This window comes from Hymenobacter miniatus (genome assembly GCF_016427455.1).
GTDB lineage: Bacteria > Bacteroidota > Bacteroidia > Cytophagales > Hymenobacteraceae > Hymenobacter > Hymenobacter armeniacus.
Genome location: NZ_JAELXR010000008.1, coordinates 26,303 through 41,017, shown reverse-complemented (window position 1 = coordinate 41,017; position 14,715 = coordinate 26,303). Strand labels below are relative to the sequence as shown.

The window sequence follows — 14,715 nt, the reverse complement described above, 5'->3', positions numbered from 1 at the left end:
AGCGAAGCATCTCGCGTGTAATACTGACTCAATCGCAAGAAAAGAATTACTACCACACGCGAGATGCTTCGCTGCGCTCTGCATGACGTTCTAAAAACACCTGACACCCTATGCCCAACCCCACCGGCTTCAAAGAATTCGCCCGCGAGTTGCCGCCTAAAGCGGCCCCGCAGGAGCGTGTGAACCACAGCCACGAATTCGTCGGCACTTATTCCGAAGGACAGCTCACGCAGCAGGCGGCCCGCTGCATGGATTGCGGCATCCCATTCTGCCACTCGGGCTGCCCGCTGGGCAACATCATTCCCGAATTCAACGACGCCGTGCGTGCGGAGAAATGGGAAGATGCCTACCAGATTCTCAGCGCCACCAACAACTTCCCCGAGTTCACCGGGCGCATCTGCCCCGCGCCGTGCGAGGCGGCGTGCGTGCTCAGCATCCACAGCAGCCCGGTGGCCATTGAGGAAATCGAGAAGCACATCATCGAAATTGCCTTCGCGAAAGGCTACGTGCAGCCCACGGCCCCGGTCCTGAAATCGGGCAAAACGGTGGCCGTGGTGGGCTCCGGCCCGGCGGGGCTGGCGGCGGCGGCGCAGCTGGCCAAGGCCGGCCACACCGTCACGGTGTTTGAGCGCGACGACCGGCCCGGCGGCCTGCTCCGCTACGGCATCCCCGATTTCAAGCTGGACAAGTGGGTGATTGACCGCCGCATCGACTTGCTGAAGGAGGACGGCATCAGCTTTCGCTGCAACACCGAAATCGGCCGCGACGTGTCATTCGCCCAGCTCACCCGTGACTTTCACGCCGTGGTGCTGGCCGGCGGCGCCAGCGTGCCACGCGACCTGAACATTGCCGGCCGCGACCTGTCGGGCATCCACTTCGCCATGGACTTTCTCACCCAGCACAACCGCCGGGTGAGCGAGCTAGCCCTGCCCGACGCGCCCATCTGGGTGGAGGGCGAGGACGTGGTGGTCATCGGCAGCGGCGACACGGGCTCCGACTGCGTAGGCACAGCCAACCGCCAGCGGGCCCGCTCCGTCACGCAGTTTGCCCTCATGCACCAGCCCGGCACCGAGCGCCCCGCCCACACGCCCTGGCCACAGGAGCCGCACATTTTCCGCAGCAGCACCTCGCATGAAGAAGGCTGCCAGCGCTACTGGGGCATCAATACCAAGGAATTTCTGGCCGACGAGGCCGGCCGGCTCCGGGCCCTGCGCGTGAGCGACGTGACCTGGGAAACCGACGTCATGGGCCGCCGCATCCGCTTTGAGGAGGTGCCCGATTCCGACCGCGAAATCCCCTGCCAGCGCGTGCTGCTGGCCCTGGGCTTCACCGGCCCCCGCATGGAGGGCCTCCTGAACGAGCTGGAAATTGACCTCGACCCGCGCGGCAACGTGCTGGCCGATGACAAAACCTTCGTCACGAACCAGCCCAACGTCTTCGTGGCCGGCGACATGCGCCGCGGCCAGTCGCTAGTCGTCTGGGCCATCTCGGAAGGCCGCGAAGCCGCCCGGCAAGTGGATTTGCTGCTGACGGGCAAGACGGCGCTGCTTAGTAAGAATGCGGTGGGGATGTTTGCATAATCAGCCGTCATTACGAGTAGTTGGTTATGAAGATGAGCCGTAGACTTTTCTTCTCGGGTTTCTTCCTCAACCCGCCCACACATCCTCTACCACTACATCCTGCGGGTCTGCATTAACATTCACCTCAAAAGCCCCCGGCTTTGCTCAGCAGCTGGCGGCAGTCGGGGCTGAGGTGGCGCAGGTGCAGGGTTTTGCCGGCGCGGTGGTAGCGCTCGGTTAGCTTGTGGAAGAAAAAAGGCGGGTTGTCGGCAACCCAAGGCTGCGCCGACAACTCGCCCCTTCATCAAAAACAGGCAGCTTAAAAACTCACCTTCACAATCTTAAATCGCGGCGCCGTGGCCGCGTACGGGTACAGCACGTAGGCATCGGCACCGCGCCGGGTGATGGTGGTGGGGCTCACGGCGCCGGTGGCAAAGCTGCCCGTAGAGGTGGCGGAAGCCCAGGCATCGGCGGTGGTCATGCGGTACACGGTGCTTTGGTTGCCGGCCACGACTAGCAGCGTGGTGTTATCGAACAGCAGCAGGCCATCGGCGCCCACCAGACTTTGCGTTTTGGTGACGGTGGTGAAGCCAGTGGGGTTGCTGATGGGCACTTTGAACAAGGTACCGTCGCTGGTTTTGGCCGTGAGCAGGTAGCCGTCGGGGTGGTAGACGATGCCGTTCAGCCCGAAGCCGGTGCCGCCGCTGAGCTGCGCATTCTCCAGGAAAACGCTGGCGTTGCCCTGCAAATCCACTTTGTAGATGATGGGCGCCATGCTGTCGGTGATGTAGACGTTGCCGTCCTTGTCCACGGCCATGTCGTTGGCAAAATGCATCAGCGCGGGGCGCAGGCCGCCCAAATCCACGTAGCTGCTCAGCGCACCGGTGCTGGTGTTGAAAATGGCCAGCGCGGCCAACTTGCGCAGCGTGGGCTGGTTCTGCACGCTGGGATTGAAGTTGTTGTCGGACACGGCGGCCAGCAGGCGCGAACGCGAGGCGTCGAGGTTGAGGCCGATGGTGGAAATCAGCCTAGAGTCCTTGCCGAATTCCGTGTACGTACTGTCGTCGCGCACGGTGCCCACGGTGCCTTTGGCGCGGGAGCTGACGTAGAAGCGCTTGTTGGCATCGTCCCACTGTATGCCTTCGGGGTAGACGCCGGCTTGCGGCACCGAGATGCGGGCGGGCACCGGCGTTTCGGCCACGGGTTCCGAGTCTTTGGAACAACTGGGCAACAGGGCCAAAAGGCCACCCGCCAGGGCCGTGAGGAGAACAACACGCGGCAGCCGTGCTGGCCGGGCCCGGTTGGAAAAGAATGAATGGAGCATAAGCGGTAGGGATAAAATCCGAAGAATGAACTACCTGCTTGTACGTACGGCCGGGCAAACGCCGGTTGAAATTGACGTTAAAACCGCGTTAAAACTTTTTGGCATTGTGCGTTGGGCCCATGCAGTCGGCACCGCCGGCACTCCTACCCGATGGCCTTCTGCACCCACGGCTTCAGGCCGGGCACCCGGGCCAGGCGCACGCCCGCGTTCACCAGCCACGGCTTGTTGCTGAGGAAGCGCATCATCCGGTAGCTTTTGGCCAGCTTGCGGCTGATGCGGTGCGCTACCTGGGCGTCGTAGCTCCGCATGAAGTCGGCGCTAAACTCCTGCTTTTTGAAGCAGGCCAGCACCTGCTTGGCGGCCAGTATGCCGCTTTGCATCGCCGTGTCGATGCCGTGGCCCTGAATGGGGTCGATGAGCGAAGCCGCGTCGCCGCACAGCAGAAAGCGCGCGCCGCTCACGGGCACCGTGCGTCCGCCCCCCAGCGGCAGCCCAAAGCCCTGAATGGCCCCCAGCTGGCGGGCGTCGTCGAAGCGGCCGGCCAGGGCGGGGTGCGTGGCCAGCATCTCGGGCAGCACCTGCTTCAGGTCGACTTTGTGCCGGGCTACGGTTTCGGAAAGCATGCCCAGGCCCACGTTGTAGCGGCCCTGGCCCACGGGGAAAATCCAGAGGTAGCCCTGCAGGTAATCCTTCGTGAAGAAATATTCCGTGAGGCCGGCCTCGGCGTCTTTGATGTTTTCGAAATAGGCCCGCACGCCGGCGCAGTGGTGGGCGCGGTCGAGGGGCATGGGCAGCAGCTGGCGGCGCACCACCGAGTTGGCCCCGTCGCAGCCGATGACCACCTGGCAGGTAAGCTCGGCGCCTTCGGCCAAGTGCAGGCGCACGCACTCCGCGTCCACGTGCAGGCCTTTGAGGATGGTGTTTTCGAGAATGGTGGTGGGCGTGTGCAGGCGCACCAGCTCCAGCAGCGCAGCGTCGAAGGTTTCGCGCGGGCTGTTGAAGCTGGGCAGTTTCCAGCGCATCCAGAGGCTGTCGCCGTTGGGCGCCACCAAGCGTGACTGGCGCACGGCGTCGAGCGGCTGCAGCTGCCACAGGGCCTCGGCAAAGGCGGGGTCGAGCTGGCGCAGGGCCTTCAGGGCATGGCCGGGAATGGCGTCGCCGCACACCTTGTCGCGCGGAAACTGGGCCTTGTCCAGCAGCGCCACCCGCAGGCCGCTAGCCCGCAGGGCCAGCGCACAGGCCGCGCCCGCCGGCCCGGCCCCGATGATGGCCACGTCGTAATCAGAAGCAGAAGAAGCAGGTACCGACACGCCTTCAAAGGTAACGGACGACTTCCGGCTGGCCCGCGGGCCGAACCCCTGCCGGCCTCTGCCCGTTTTTCACTAGCTTGCCCGCTACCACCTTTTCTACCCTGCCGGACGTGAACCCCTTCCTCGCCTCCCTGATTCCGGCCAACGACGACGCCCGCCTGCGCGCCCTCGACCGCTACCAGCTGCTCGACGCCCGCAGCGAACAAGTGCTCGACGACGTGGTGGCCGCCACCGCCCGGCTCTTTCGGGTTTCCAACGCCATGATTTCCATCGTGGAAAAAGACACCGTGCTGGTGAAAGCGCCCTACAACCTGCCGGCCCCCATCGAGCGGGTGCCGCGCGAGCAAAGCCTGTGCTCGGCCACCATCCTGCAAAACGACACGGCCGTGTTCGAGAACCTCGACCACTCCAGCGCGCCCGGCGTCGACACCTCGCTGGTGCGGCAGATGGGGCTGCGCTTTTACGCCGGCCACAACCTGCGCACGCCCGATGGCCACAACCTCGGCGCGCTGTGCCTGCTCGACGGCCCGCCCCGCCGCTTCACCCCGGCCGAGCGCACGCTGCTGGGCCGCCTGGCCGGGCTGGTGATGCGCCTGCTGGAGCTGCGCCGCCTGCTGGGCGCTCATGCCGGCGCCACAATGGCCCTCTGGGAGCTGGTGTACCGCGCCATCGGCGAGCAGCTGGGCCGCCTGGGCGCGCTGGCCGAACGGCAACGACTGGGAAGCGGCCCCACCCGCGAGCTGGCCCCAGCCGTGGCGCAGGAAGCCGGGGCCATCGTGGGCATCATCGACCAGTTTCTGCTTTCAACGCTCCAACGGCGCTAACCGCGCCGGCACCCGCCGGCCGAACCACGCAACCCTGCCCCCCTGGCAGCGGTACAAGTCGGGGCCGACAGCTCAGCCGTATGCGCACGGGGCTTGCACGGCCCGTAGTGGTTGGCCATTCTGGCCGGCTTTTCTTTCCCTTTTGTTTTGGCTGATAACTCCCCCTTCCTAATACCGGCCAACGACGCGGCCCGGCTCGACGCCCTCGACCGCTACCAGCTGCTGGACGCGCGCAGCGAAAAGGTGCTCGACGACGTGGTGGCCGCCACCGCCCGGCTGTTCAGCGCTTCCAACGCCATGCTCTCCATCGTAGAGCAAAACCAGGTGCTGGTGAAGGCGCCTTACAACCTGCCCGTGCCCATCGAGCGAATTCCGCGCGAGCAAAGCATTTGCTCGGCCACCATTTTGCAAAACGACACGGCCGTGTTCGAAGACCTGGCCCAGGCCACCATTCCCGGCGTCGACACCTCGCTGGTGCAGCAGCTGGGCCTGCATTTCTACGCCGGCCACAACCTGCGCACCCCCGACGGCTTCAACCTGGGCTCGCTGTGCGTGTACGACGGCCCGCCCCGTCAGTTTTTGCCCAACGAGCGCACCTTGCTGGCCATCTTGGCCGGGTTGGTGATGCGCCTGCTGGAGCTGCGCCGCACCCTGGGCGCCCACGCCGACCGCACCGCCGTGCTGTGGGAGCCCGTGTACCGGGCCATTGGCGGCCAGCTGGCGCGCCTGAGCGCCCTGGCCGAGCGCCCCGCCCCCACCGGCGGCCCCGCGCCCATCACCGACGGCGTGGTGGCCGAAGTGAAAGCCATTGCCGACGTCGTCGACCAGTTTGTGGCGGCCACCCTCAAACGGGCGTAAGGGCGCGAGCGTGGGAGGGGCGTACTTTTGCGTCGTTTCCGTGTTTATAGCAATATGGTTGAAAAAAATGAGGTGAAAACGCTGGCGTTGCTGGGCGCCACGGGCTCCATTGGCACGCAGGCGCTGGAGGTGGTGCGGCAGCAGCCGGGCCGGTTCCGGGTGGCGGTGCTCAGCGCGCAGCGGCAGTGGGAGCTGCTGGCGCAGCAGGCGCGGGAATTCCGGCCCGCCGTGGTAGTCATTGGCGACGAAAGCTGCTACCAAGCCCTGAAAGAGGCGCTGGCCCAGCAGCCCGAAACCGAAGTATTGGCCGGCACCACGGCGCTGGCCGAGGTGGTGACACGCCCCGAAATCGACATTGTGCTCACCGCCCTGGTGGGCTACGCGGGCCTGTTGCCCACGGTGGCCGCCATTCGGGCGGGCAAGGACATTGCCCTGGCCAACAAGGAAACGCTGGTGGTGGCCGGCGAGCTCATCACGGGCCTCGTGCGCCAGCACAACGTGCGCCTGCTGCCCGTCGACTCCGAGCACTCGGCCATATTCCAGTGCTTGGTGGGCGAAGCGCAGAACCCCATCGAGAAAATCATCCTCACGGCCTCCGGGGGCCCTTTCCGCGGGCGTACTGCCCGCGAGATGGAAGCCGTGACCAAAGCCCAGGCCCTGAAGCACCCCAACTGGGACATGGGCGCCAAAATCACCATCGATTCGGCCTCGCTCATGAACAAGGGCCTGGAGGTGATTGAGGCCAAATGGCTGTTCGGCCTGACCAACGAGCAGATTGACGTGGTGGTGCACCCGCAAAGCATTGTGCACTCGCTGGTGCAGTTCGAGGACGGCTCGCTGAAAGCCCAATTGGGCTTGCCCGACATGAAGCTGCCCATTCAGTACGCGCTGGGCTACCCGCAGCGGCTGGCCAACACCTTCCCCCGCTTTTCGTTTCTCGACTACCCCACCCTCACCTTCGAGGCGCCCGACCGGGTGGCTTTCCCTAACCTGGAACTGGCCTTCGGGGCCATGCGGCGGGGCGGCAACGCGCCCTGCGTGCTCAACGCGGCCAACGAAGTGGCCGTGGCCGCATTTTTGCGGGAGCAGGTGGGCTTCCGGCAGATGTCGGACCTGGTGGCGGAGTGCCTGGCGCGGGTATCGTACCTTGCCGAGCCAATCCTGGCCGACCTGGTGGCTACCGACGCGGAAACGCGCCGCCTCGCCGAAACCTTGGTTTAAAAATCGTTGTCATGCTGACGAAGGAAGCATCTTATCACGGCTGCCTTCGCCAGATTTACTCCCCCTTGCAGCGCGAGCGTGATAAGGTCCTTCGCTTCGCTCAAGATGACAGATAAATAAAAAATCCCCCTTGGCTATCCTCACCATGATTGGCCAGCTTGTGCTGGCGCTTTCCATCCTTGTCGGCTTGCACGAATTCGGCCATTTCGCCTTCGCCAAGCTGTTTAAAATCCGGGTCGATAAGTTCTACATCTTCTTCGACTTCCTGTTTCCAATGCCCAACGTGGCCAACTTCGCGTTGGTGAAAAAGAAAATCGGCGAGACGGAATACGGCATCGGCTGGTTTCCGCTGGGCGGCTACGTGCAGATTCACGGCATGATTGACGAGACGCAGGACGCCTCGGCCCTGGCCGGCCCGCCGCAGCCCGACGAATTCCGCGGCAAGCCGGCTTGGCAGCGCCTGCTGGTGATGCTGGGCGGCATCATCATGAACGTGATTTTGGGCATTGCCATTTTCGCGGCCATGACGGCCCACTACGGCGAGACGTTCCTGCCGGCCTCGGAGGCGCGCTATGGCATCATTCCCAACGGCCTGGGCCGCGAAATCGGCTTCCGCACCGGCGACAAGATTGTGAAAATCAACGGCCGGCCGTTCACCGAGTTCGACGACGTGTTCAAGCCCGACGTCATCATGGGCGATAACTCCTACTACACCGTGGAGCGCAACGGGCAGTTGGAAGACCTCAAAATCCCGAAAAACTTCCTCGACAAGTTCAGCAAGCAAAGCGAAGACAGCCTGCTGGTGCGCCCCCGCGAAACCTTCGCCGTGGACCGCGTGACGCCCGGCGGCAACGCCTCCAAAGCGGGCCTGCTGGCCGGCGACGTCATCACGAGCGTGGCCGGAAAGCCTGTTCAGTTTTTCGACGAGTTGCAGGCCGTATTGCTCGCCAACAAAGGCAAGACCGTGGCCACCGTGGTGCAGCGCGGCAGCCAAACCCTCACGCTGAACATCCCGGTCACGGAATCGGGCCGCATCGGCTTCGAGCGCAAGTCGACCCTGAAAGTGGGCACCCGCAAATACACCGTGGCCGAGGCCATTCCGGCGGGCGTGAAGAAAGCCTTTGGCGTAATTGGCCTGCAGGCCCGCGCTTTCGCCAAGATTGGCCGCGGCGAGATTTCGGCTTCCGAAAGCCTGGGCGGGCCGGTGGAAATTGCTCAGCAATTCGGCGGTACCTGGGATTGGCAACACTTCTGGGGCTTGGCCGGCGGCCTGAGCATGGTGCTGGCCTTCATGAACCTGCTGCCCATTCCGGCCCTCGACGGCGGCCACGTGGTATTCCTGCTCTACGAGATGATTCTGCGCCGCAAGCCCTCCGATGCCTTCCTGGAAGGCGCCCAGCGCGTGGGCACGGTCCTGATTCTGGCCCTGATGGCCTACGTCATCGTGTTCAAGCAGGTGATGAAACTGTTCAATTAAGCAGACTTGCGTCTGTCATCCTGAGCAAAGCGAAGGACCTTATCACCGCCGAACGAAGCGCAGTAATTCAACTGTTGCGGGCGTGATAAGGTCCTTCGCTGCGCTCAGGATGACAATAGAACACACTAACTCCTCTTCTCCCTACTCGCCCATGCGCCTGCTTGCCACCCTCGCCGCTTTAGTACTGCTCCTGCCGCTGGCGGGCGCGGCCCCGGCGCTGCACGCCTACCACAGCACCATCACGGAGCTGCGCTACAACGCGGCCAAACAGCAGCTGGAGTTGTCGGTGAAGGTGTTTACCGACGACTTTGAAAAGGCCATTTCCAAAGGCCAGCCCACGCCCGTGAACCTCACCGATGCCGGCCCGCGCCCCCTCGCGCTGGCCACGGCCTACCTGCAGCGCACGCTGCAGGTGCGCACCACGGCGGGAGCAGCGCTGCAGCTGCAGGTGCTGGGCATGCAGGCCGAGAACGACGGCTACTGGCTGTTCTGCAAAGTGCCGCTGCCCGGCCCCCAGCCCGGCGTGCAGCTGCGCCAGGCCATGATGCTGGAAGTATTTGGCGACGAGATGAACATCGTGAACGTGGAGGCCAACGGCAAAAAGCAAAGCGCCCTGTTTCGCGCCGGCCACGAGCAGGAAACCCTGACCTGGTAGCCTCTTGCCGCCCTCCCCATCTTTGACGATGCCCGGGCCGGCTACTGGCTGATGGCGTGGCGCAGAAACTGGCAAAACGGCACCATGGCGCGGAACACCTCCAGCACATAGGCCCGGAAATCCTCGTGGTTGAGCACGTCGGCATCGGCCATCTGATGCGTGGCCACGAAGCTTTTGTGTTTTAACAACTCAATTTCGGGGTGGTCGGCGGCATAGGCGGCGGGGGCTTTCTTGAGCCGGTCGCCGCCCAGGCCGCCGAAGTAGCGCCGAAAATCCGGCGCGGCCAGCAGCGTTTTCAGCTCGTCGGCGTTGTAGTCGATTTCCTGCCGGATGGCGGCCAATTGTTCCTTCTCGGGCTGGTACATGCCGCCGGCGATGAGCGTGTTGCCGTTGGGCCCCAGCTGCAGGTAGTAGCCCGGCGTTTCGATGTCTTTGCCGCTGGCCGTGAAGTACACCGAAAAATGCGTCTTGTAGGGGTCCTTGTTGTTGCTGAAGCGCACGTCGCGGTAGATGCGGAAGATGCTTTTGCGGCCGCCCGGCCCGGCCAGTTCCGGGTCCAGCTTGGCCAATTCCTGAAACCAATACTCGGCGTCTTCCACAAACTGGGCGCGTAGCTGGTCATAAGTGGCTTTGCGCTCCTGAAACCAGGGCCGCTCGTTGTGCTTGGCTAAGCCGCTGAGGAAGGCAAAAAGGGGTTTAAGCTGCATGAAATGGAATGGTTTGAGCTATAATTCTGCGCTCTGCTTGACACTCTTATATGTCAACATAAGCTAATCATCGTCCCCTTCGTCCTCTTCGTGCTCGGCCTTGGCCTCGCGCAGGAAAGCGGCCCGGCGCGGGGCCGGCATGTGGCTGTGCTCGCCCCGAATGGCCTGCCAGATGTTCTCGTTAAAAGCCAGGTCCGGGGCGGCGTCTTCGCGGGTCATGTCAAATTTCAGGGCGCGGCGGGCGGGGGCGTTGAAAGCGGTGTTGCGCACGTCTTGGGGCGTGGTGGCGGGGCGCAGGGTGTAGGGCTTCAGGTTGGGCTTGGCCGTGAAGCAGGCCCAGAGCGGCAGCGCGGCGGCGTCGTACTGGCTCATGGGCGGCAGGCCGAGAATGAGCTCCAGCGTGCGCAGCATGCCGGACGTGGTGTAGGCGGTGTGCACCACGGCGTGGCGGCGGATGTAGGGGCCCACGAGGTAGGCCGTGGAGCGGTGCGCGTCCACGTGGTCGGGGCCGTTCTGGGCGTCATCCTCCACTATCATCACCACCGATTCCTTCCACACAGAGCTTTTGGAGAGGTGCTCTATCAGGCGGCCCAGGGCGAGGTCGTTGTCGGCGGCGTAGGACCAGGGGTGCAATTCGCCCTTGCGCGCGCCGTAAGTGTGGTCGTTGGGCAGGCGGATGACGCTGAGGTTGGGCAGCTTGCCGGCGGCCACCAAGCGGTCAAAATCGGCCTCCCACACCTTTTCGCGGTCCACGTCCTTCACCTTCATGTTGAAGCCCGGGTACTCCTTGCAGTAGTTGGCCGCGATGGATGGCGTGGTGGGCTTGCCCTGAAACACGAACTCGCCGTAGGACCGAAACGTGCGGCCGGCGCGCAGGCAGTAGTCCCACACAAAGCCGTTTTGGGGTTCGGCCACTTCGCCTTTGTTGCCTTCGAAATCGTATTCGCCGCCGCGGCCGCTGTAGTTGCTGGGCCAGGTTTTTTCCACAAAATCGGTGGCGTAGGCCGCCGTGCTCCAGTTGTGGCCGTCGGCGCTCACCTCGGCATCCACATAAAAGTTGTCAAGCAGCACAAACTCCCGCGTGAGGGCGTGGTGGTTGGGCGTCACCTTCTCCGGGAAAAGGCACAGGCTGGCGTCGCCGTTGCCGGCCGGCAGGTCGCCAAGTACTTGGTCGTAGGTGCGGTTTTCCTTGATGATGTAGAAGACGTGTTTGATGGGCGAGGCCTCGCCCACGCGCTGGGGCACGGGGTTGCCGGCCGGCACTTCGGGCGCGGCCTCGCGGGCCTTCGTAAACGGCGTGTTGGCATACACCTGGGCCGAAAACGTGGCCAGCGCGGCCGCGTCGGGCACGGGCAGGCGCGAGAGCGAGCTTTTCAGCAGCCCGCCGATGTAGCCGGCGCCCTTCTCGCCCACGTCGCGGATGGGGTTCGGGCCGTTGGGATTGGCCAGCGAGGCGCTGCCTTTGCCGTTCACCACCAGCAGCTGCGCGCCCGCCACGCGCACCGCCGTGGGGTACCAGCCGGTGGGCACGAAGCCCAGGGGCCGGCTGGCCGCCGGGTCGCGCACGTCGAACACGGCCAGGCAGTTGTTGTCGGCGTTGGCGATGAAGAGCTGCGTGTCGTCGGCGCTCAGGGCCACGCCGTCGGGGGTGCTGCCGGCGGGCGAGTTGGGAAAGAGGGCCGTGTTCAGGGTTTCGGTCACGCGGCCGGCGCGGGTGTCGATGACCGACACGGAGTTGCTGTTGGCATTGGCCACGAAGAGCCGGCGGCCGTCGCGGGTCAGGGCCAGGTCGTTGGGGTGGCTTTCGACGGGGATGGGCGCAAGCAGCAGCTGCTTCTCCACGTCGTACACGGCCACGGCGTGGCCGCCCCACAGGCTGATGTAGAGCCGAGTGCCATCGGGGCTCAGCAGGGCGCCATAGGCTTCAGCCGGCAGCTTGAGGGTGCGCAGGGTTTTGCGCGTTTTCAGGTCAATGGTGTAGAGCGAATTGTCTTCGCGCGTCACGGCGTAGAGCTGCTGGCGGCGCCCATCCACGGCCAGGCCCGCTACGCCAATCTTCTGCTTGGGCCACTTCTCCCCCAGCACCAGGGCGCTGTCGGGCTGCAGTTTTTGGCCCTCCACCCGAAAGCAGTGGACGCGGTTGTGCTGCCCGCCCGAGGCGTAGAGCGTGCGGCCATCGGGCGCGAAGGCCAGCCCGGCCCAGGCAGCCGGCACCACGCGGGTATCTAGCAGTTGGCCCGAAGCAGCATCCAGCAGCTGCACCGAGTTCTGGCCCCAGCCGGCATTCACCACGGCGGCCAGGCGGCCGTCGGGGCTGAGCTGCAGGTTGAGGGGCAGGTCGCCGAGGGGCGTGGCGGTGCCGGCGGGGCTGAGCTTCCAGCCGTTGGGCAGCCGGGTTTGGGCGGTGCCGGCAATGGGGCCGGGCAAAGCGCCGGGGGCTTCGGCAGCGGGCTTCTGGTTGGTGTTGCCGGAGCACCCCAGCAGCGCCAGAAACGGCAGCAGCACTGCACCAAGGCGGAAGGTGAAACGAATGCGCATAAGCTAAGCTTGGTGCGGGCCACCGCCGCGCCACCGGGCGCGAAGGTAGCCCACCGGCGGGTTGGCCCTTGCGAAAACGCGCAATTTCACGAAGGCATAAAATAGAAACACTTGAATGCCGTTGTAGCGGCATTCTTCACCATTCCGGTTGTGTTTTATGCTGCGTCGCTTGTCGTGCTGCGGGCTGCTCGTGCTGTCCGTTTTCCAGTTGTTTGCCCAGAGTTGCTCGGCACCCAGTACCGCGCTGCCGCCCGACAGCCTGGTGGGCAAGCGCCCGGCCGCTTTCTGGAAAGAGCAGCTGCGGTTTCCGCGGGTGCGCGCCGCGCAGGCGGCCATTGGGCCCCAGCTGGCGGCCCGCCTGCGCGAACACGCGCTCGACCCGAAGCGGCTCGAAGTATTCATCCGCATGCTGAAAAGCCGCGCCCAAGTGGAAGTGTGGGCCCGCAACCAGGGCAGCGGTCCTTACGAACTGTTCGAAACCTACTCACTGGCCGCCACCTCGGGCACGCTGGGCCCCAAGCGCCGGGCCGGCGACCTGCAGGTGCCCGAGGGTTTTTACGAAATCGACCGGTTCAACCCGAAAAGCAACTACTACCTTTCCCTGGGCCTCAACTACCCCAACGCGGCCGACCGCGCGCTGGGCGCGCCCAACCCCGGCGGCGACATTTTTATTCACGGCGGCGAGGCCACGATTGGCTGCATGCCCATCACCGATGCCGGCATTGAGGAAGTGTACCTGCTGGCCGTGGCGGCGCGGGCTGCCGGGCAGCCCGTCATTCCCGTCCACATTTTCCCCTTTCCCCTCACCGAGGCCGAGCTGGCCAAGCGCCGCAGCAGCCCGCACCAGGCTTTTTGGCGGAGCCTGATGCCCGGCTACGCGTATTTCGAGCAGCACCACGACACGGCCGGGGCCGGGCCACTGGCCGCCCTAAGCAGCCCGCGCCGATAGCAAGGTGCACCAATAGGCACGGTTTTTTCGTTTAGTTGCGCTCCACAACCGTTTTTCCTATTTCATGAAGCGCCTGTTTCTTGCCTTTCTTCCCTTGCTTTTCACGCTCGCGGCCCGCGCCCAGCGGCCCACCGACATCTGGTATTTCGGCCAGCAGGCCGGCCTCACCTTTGCCGACGGCACCCCCAAGCCCCTGAACGACGGCAAGATGAGTACCTACGAGGGCTGCGCCGTGGCCACCACCGCCCGGGGCGAGCTGCTCTTTTACACCAACGGCGAAACCGTGTGGAACCGCAAGCACCAGCCCATGCCCAACGGCCACAAGCTGATGGGCAGCGGCAGCAGCACCCAGTCGGCCCTCATCGTGCCCGACCCCGGCTCGGGCAACGTGTTCTACATTTTCACGGTGGCCCCGCAAGGCACGCCCAACGGCCTGCGCTACTCCATTGTGGACATGACGCGCGACAACGGCTTCGGCGACCTGCCCCGCGTGAACCTGCTGCTGGTGCAGCCCGTGGCCGAAAAGCTGGCCGCCGTGCGTCACCAGAACGGCCGCGACACCTGGGTGGTGGCCCACCGCTGGAACTCCAATGCCTTCGTGAGCTACCTCGTGACGGCCGACGGCGTGGCCGCCAAGCCCCTCATGAGCAACGTGGGCAGCATGAACGCCGGCCCCGGCCGCAACGCCATTGGCGCCCTCAAGTTCTCGCCCGACGGCAAGCACCTCGCCGCGGCCCTGTGGCGCGAAACCAACAAGTTTGAAATCTACGATTTTGACCGCGCCACCGGCAAAGTGAGCAACCCGCGCAGCTTCGGGCCTTATGCCGAAGCCTACGGCGTGGAATTCTCGCCCGACGGCTCAAAGGTGTACGGCACCTGCAACGGCGTGGGCGGCGGCCAAACCGAAATCTGGCAGTTCGACCTCAAAACCAAAGCCAAGACGCTGGTGGGCAAGTCGGCCAACCGCAAAATCGGCGCCCTGCAGCTGGGCCCCGACGGGCGCATCTACGTGGCCCGCGAAGACAACCCCAACCTCGGCGTCATCGAGCAGCCCAACGCCCTGGGCACCGACTGCAAATACGTGGACGAAGGCCTGAAGCTGGGCGGCCGGCGCAGCAAGCTGGGCCTGCCGGCGTTTGTGGTGGTGCCGTAGAAGCTGAGTTTGTTTTGTAAAAAACCGTCATGCTGAGCGCAGTCGAAGCATCTCGCGGGCAGTAGTACTCCAATCGTTAGGATTTACTGCCACACGCGAGATGCTTCGACTGCGCTCAGCATGACGTGCTATTTAGTGGT

General features: G+C 64.6%; 13 protein-coding genes. 8 read left to right on the top strand and 5 right to left on the bottom strand.

Annotated elements, in window-relative coordinates; translation table 11 throughout:
• Positions 1-110 precede the first annotated feature (110 nt).
• A complete protein-coding gene (locus tag JAO73_RS13630) occupies positions 111-1,580 on the top strand; it encodes a glutamate synthase subunit beta (RefSeq protein ID WP_198977563.1) in 1,470 nt (489 codons plus the stop codon).
• A gap of 124 nt (positions 1,581-1,704) precedes the next feature.
• Here JAO73_RS13630 and JAO73_RS13625 read toward each other — a convergent pair whose 3' ends face one another.
• The 3 genes from JAO73_RS13625 to JAO73_RS13615 all read right to left on the bottom strand — a co-directional run bounded on the left by JAO73_RS13625 (position 1,705) and on the right by JAO73_RS13615 (position 4,193).
• A complete protein-coding gene (locus JAO73_RS13625; protein WP_198977562.1) occupies positions 1,705-1,851 on the bottom strand; it encodes an STAS domain-containing protein in 147 nt (48 codons plus the stop codon).
• 27 nt (positions 1,852-1,878) lie between these two features.
• Positions 1,879-2,883: an SMP-30/gluconolactonase/LRE family protein gene (locus JAO73_RS13620; RefSeq protein ID WP_198977561.1), complete on the bottom strand. Its 1,005-nt coding sequence runs from the start codon at positions 2,881-2,883 to the stop codon at positions 1,879-1,881.
• Positions 2,884-3,026: 143 nt separating this feature from the next.
• A complete protein-coding gene (locus JAO73_RS13615; protein ID WP_198977560.1) occupies positions 3,027-4,193 on the bottom strand; it encodes an NAD(P)/FAD-dependent oxidoreductase in 1,167 nt (388 codons plus the stop codon).
• 77 nt (positions 4,194-4,270) lie between these two features.
• Between JAO73_RS13615 and JAO73_RS13610 the strand changes: the two genes are divergently transcribed.
• The 5 genes from JAO73_RS13610 to JAO73_RS13590 all read left to right on the top strand — a co-directional run bounded on the left by JAO73_RS13610 (position 4,271) and on the right by JAO73_RS13590 (position 9,228).
• Positions 4,271-5,017, top strand: coding sequence for a GAF domain-containing protein (locus JAO73_RS13610; protein WP_198977559.1), 747 nt, complete (start codon positions 4,271-4,273; stop codon positions 5,015-5,017).
• Positions 5,018-5,164: 147 nt separating this feature from the next.
• A complete protein-coding gene (locus JAO73_RS13605) occupies positions 5,165-5,875 on the top strand; it encodes a GAF domain-containing protein (protein ID WP_198977558.1) in 711 nt (236 codons plus the stop codon).
• 54 nt (positions 5,876-5,929) lie between these two features.
• A complete protein-coding gene (locus JAO73_RS13600) occupies positions 5,930-7,096 on the top strand; it encodes a 1-deoxy-D-xylulose-5-phosphate reductoisomerase (RefSeq protein WP_198977557.1) in 1,167 nt (388 codons plus the stop codon).
• Between the two features lie 130 nt (positions 7,097-7,226).
• Complete coding sequence (rseP, locus tag JAO73_RS13595) at positions 7,227-8,573, top strand: RIP metalloprotease RseP (protein ID WP_198977556.1); 1,347 nt, start codon at positions 7,227-7,229, stop codon at positions 8,571-8,573.
• A 151-nt stretch (positions 8,574-8,724) separates the two neighbouring features.
• A complete protein-coding gene (locus tag JAO73_RS13590; protein ID WP_198977555.1) occupies positions 8,725-9,228 on the top strand; it encodes a DUF6702 family protein in 504 nt (167 codons plus the stop codon).
• Positions 9,229-9,269: 41 nt separating this feature from the next.
• Here the strand turns inward: JAO73_RS13590 and JAO73_RS13585 are convergent, their stop codons facing one another.
• Both JAO73_RS13585 and JAO73_RS13580 read right to left on the bottom strand, forming a co-directional pair.
• Positions 9,270-9,935 (bottom strand): DUF2461 domain-containing protein, encoded by a 666-nt coding sequence (locus JAO73_RS13585; RefSeq protein ID WP_198977554.1) that lies wholly within the window; start codon positions 9,933-9,935, stop codon positions 9,270-9,272.
• Between the two features lie 63 nt (positions 9,936-9,998).
• On the bottom strand, positions 9,999-12,473 hold the full coding sequence (locus JAO73_RS13580) for a bifunctional YncE family protein/alkaline phosphatase family protein (RefSeq protein ID WP_198977553.1): 2,475 nt from the start codon (positions 12,471-12,473) through the stop codon (positions 9,999-10,001).
• Between the two features lie 157 nt (positions 12,474-12,630).
• Between JAO73_RS13580 and JAO73_RS13575 the strand changes: the two genes are divergently transcribed.
• Positions 12,631-13,422, top strand: a complete 792-nt coding sequence (locus JAO73_RS13575; protein WP_198977552.1) for a L,D-transpeptidase family protein — start codon at positions 12,631-12,633, stop codon at positions 13,420-13,422.
• A 94-nt stretch (positions 13,423-13,516) separates the two neighbouring features.
• Positions 13,517-14,575, top strand: coding sequence for a TolB family protein (locus JAO73_RS13570; RefSeq protein WP_223827780.1), 1,059 nt, complete (start codon positions 13,517-13,519; stop codon positions 14,573-14,575).
• Positions 14,576-14,715: the final 140 nt, after the last annotated feature.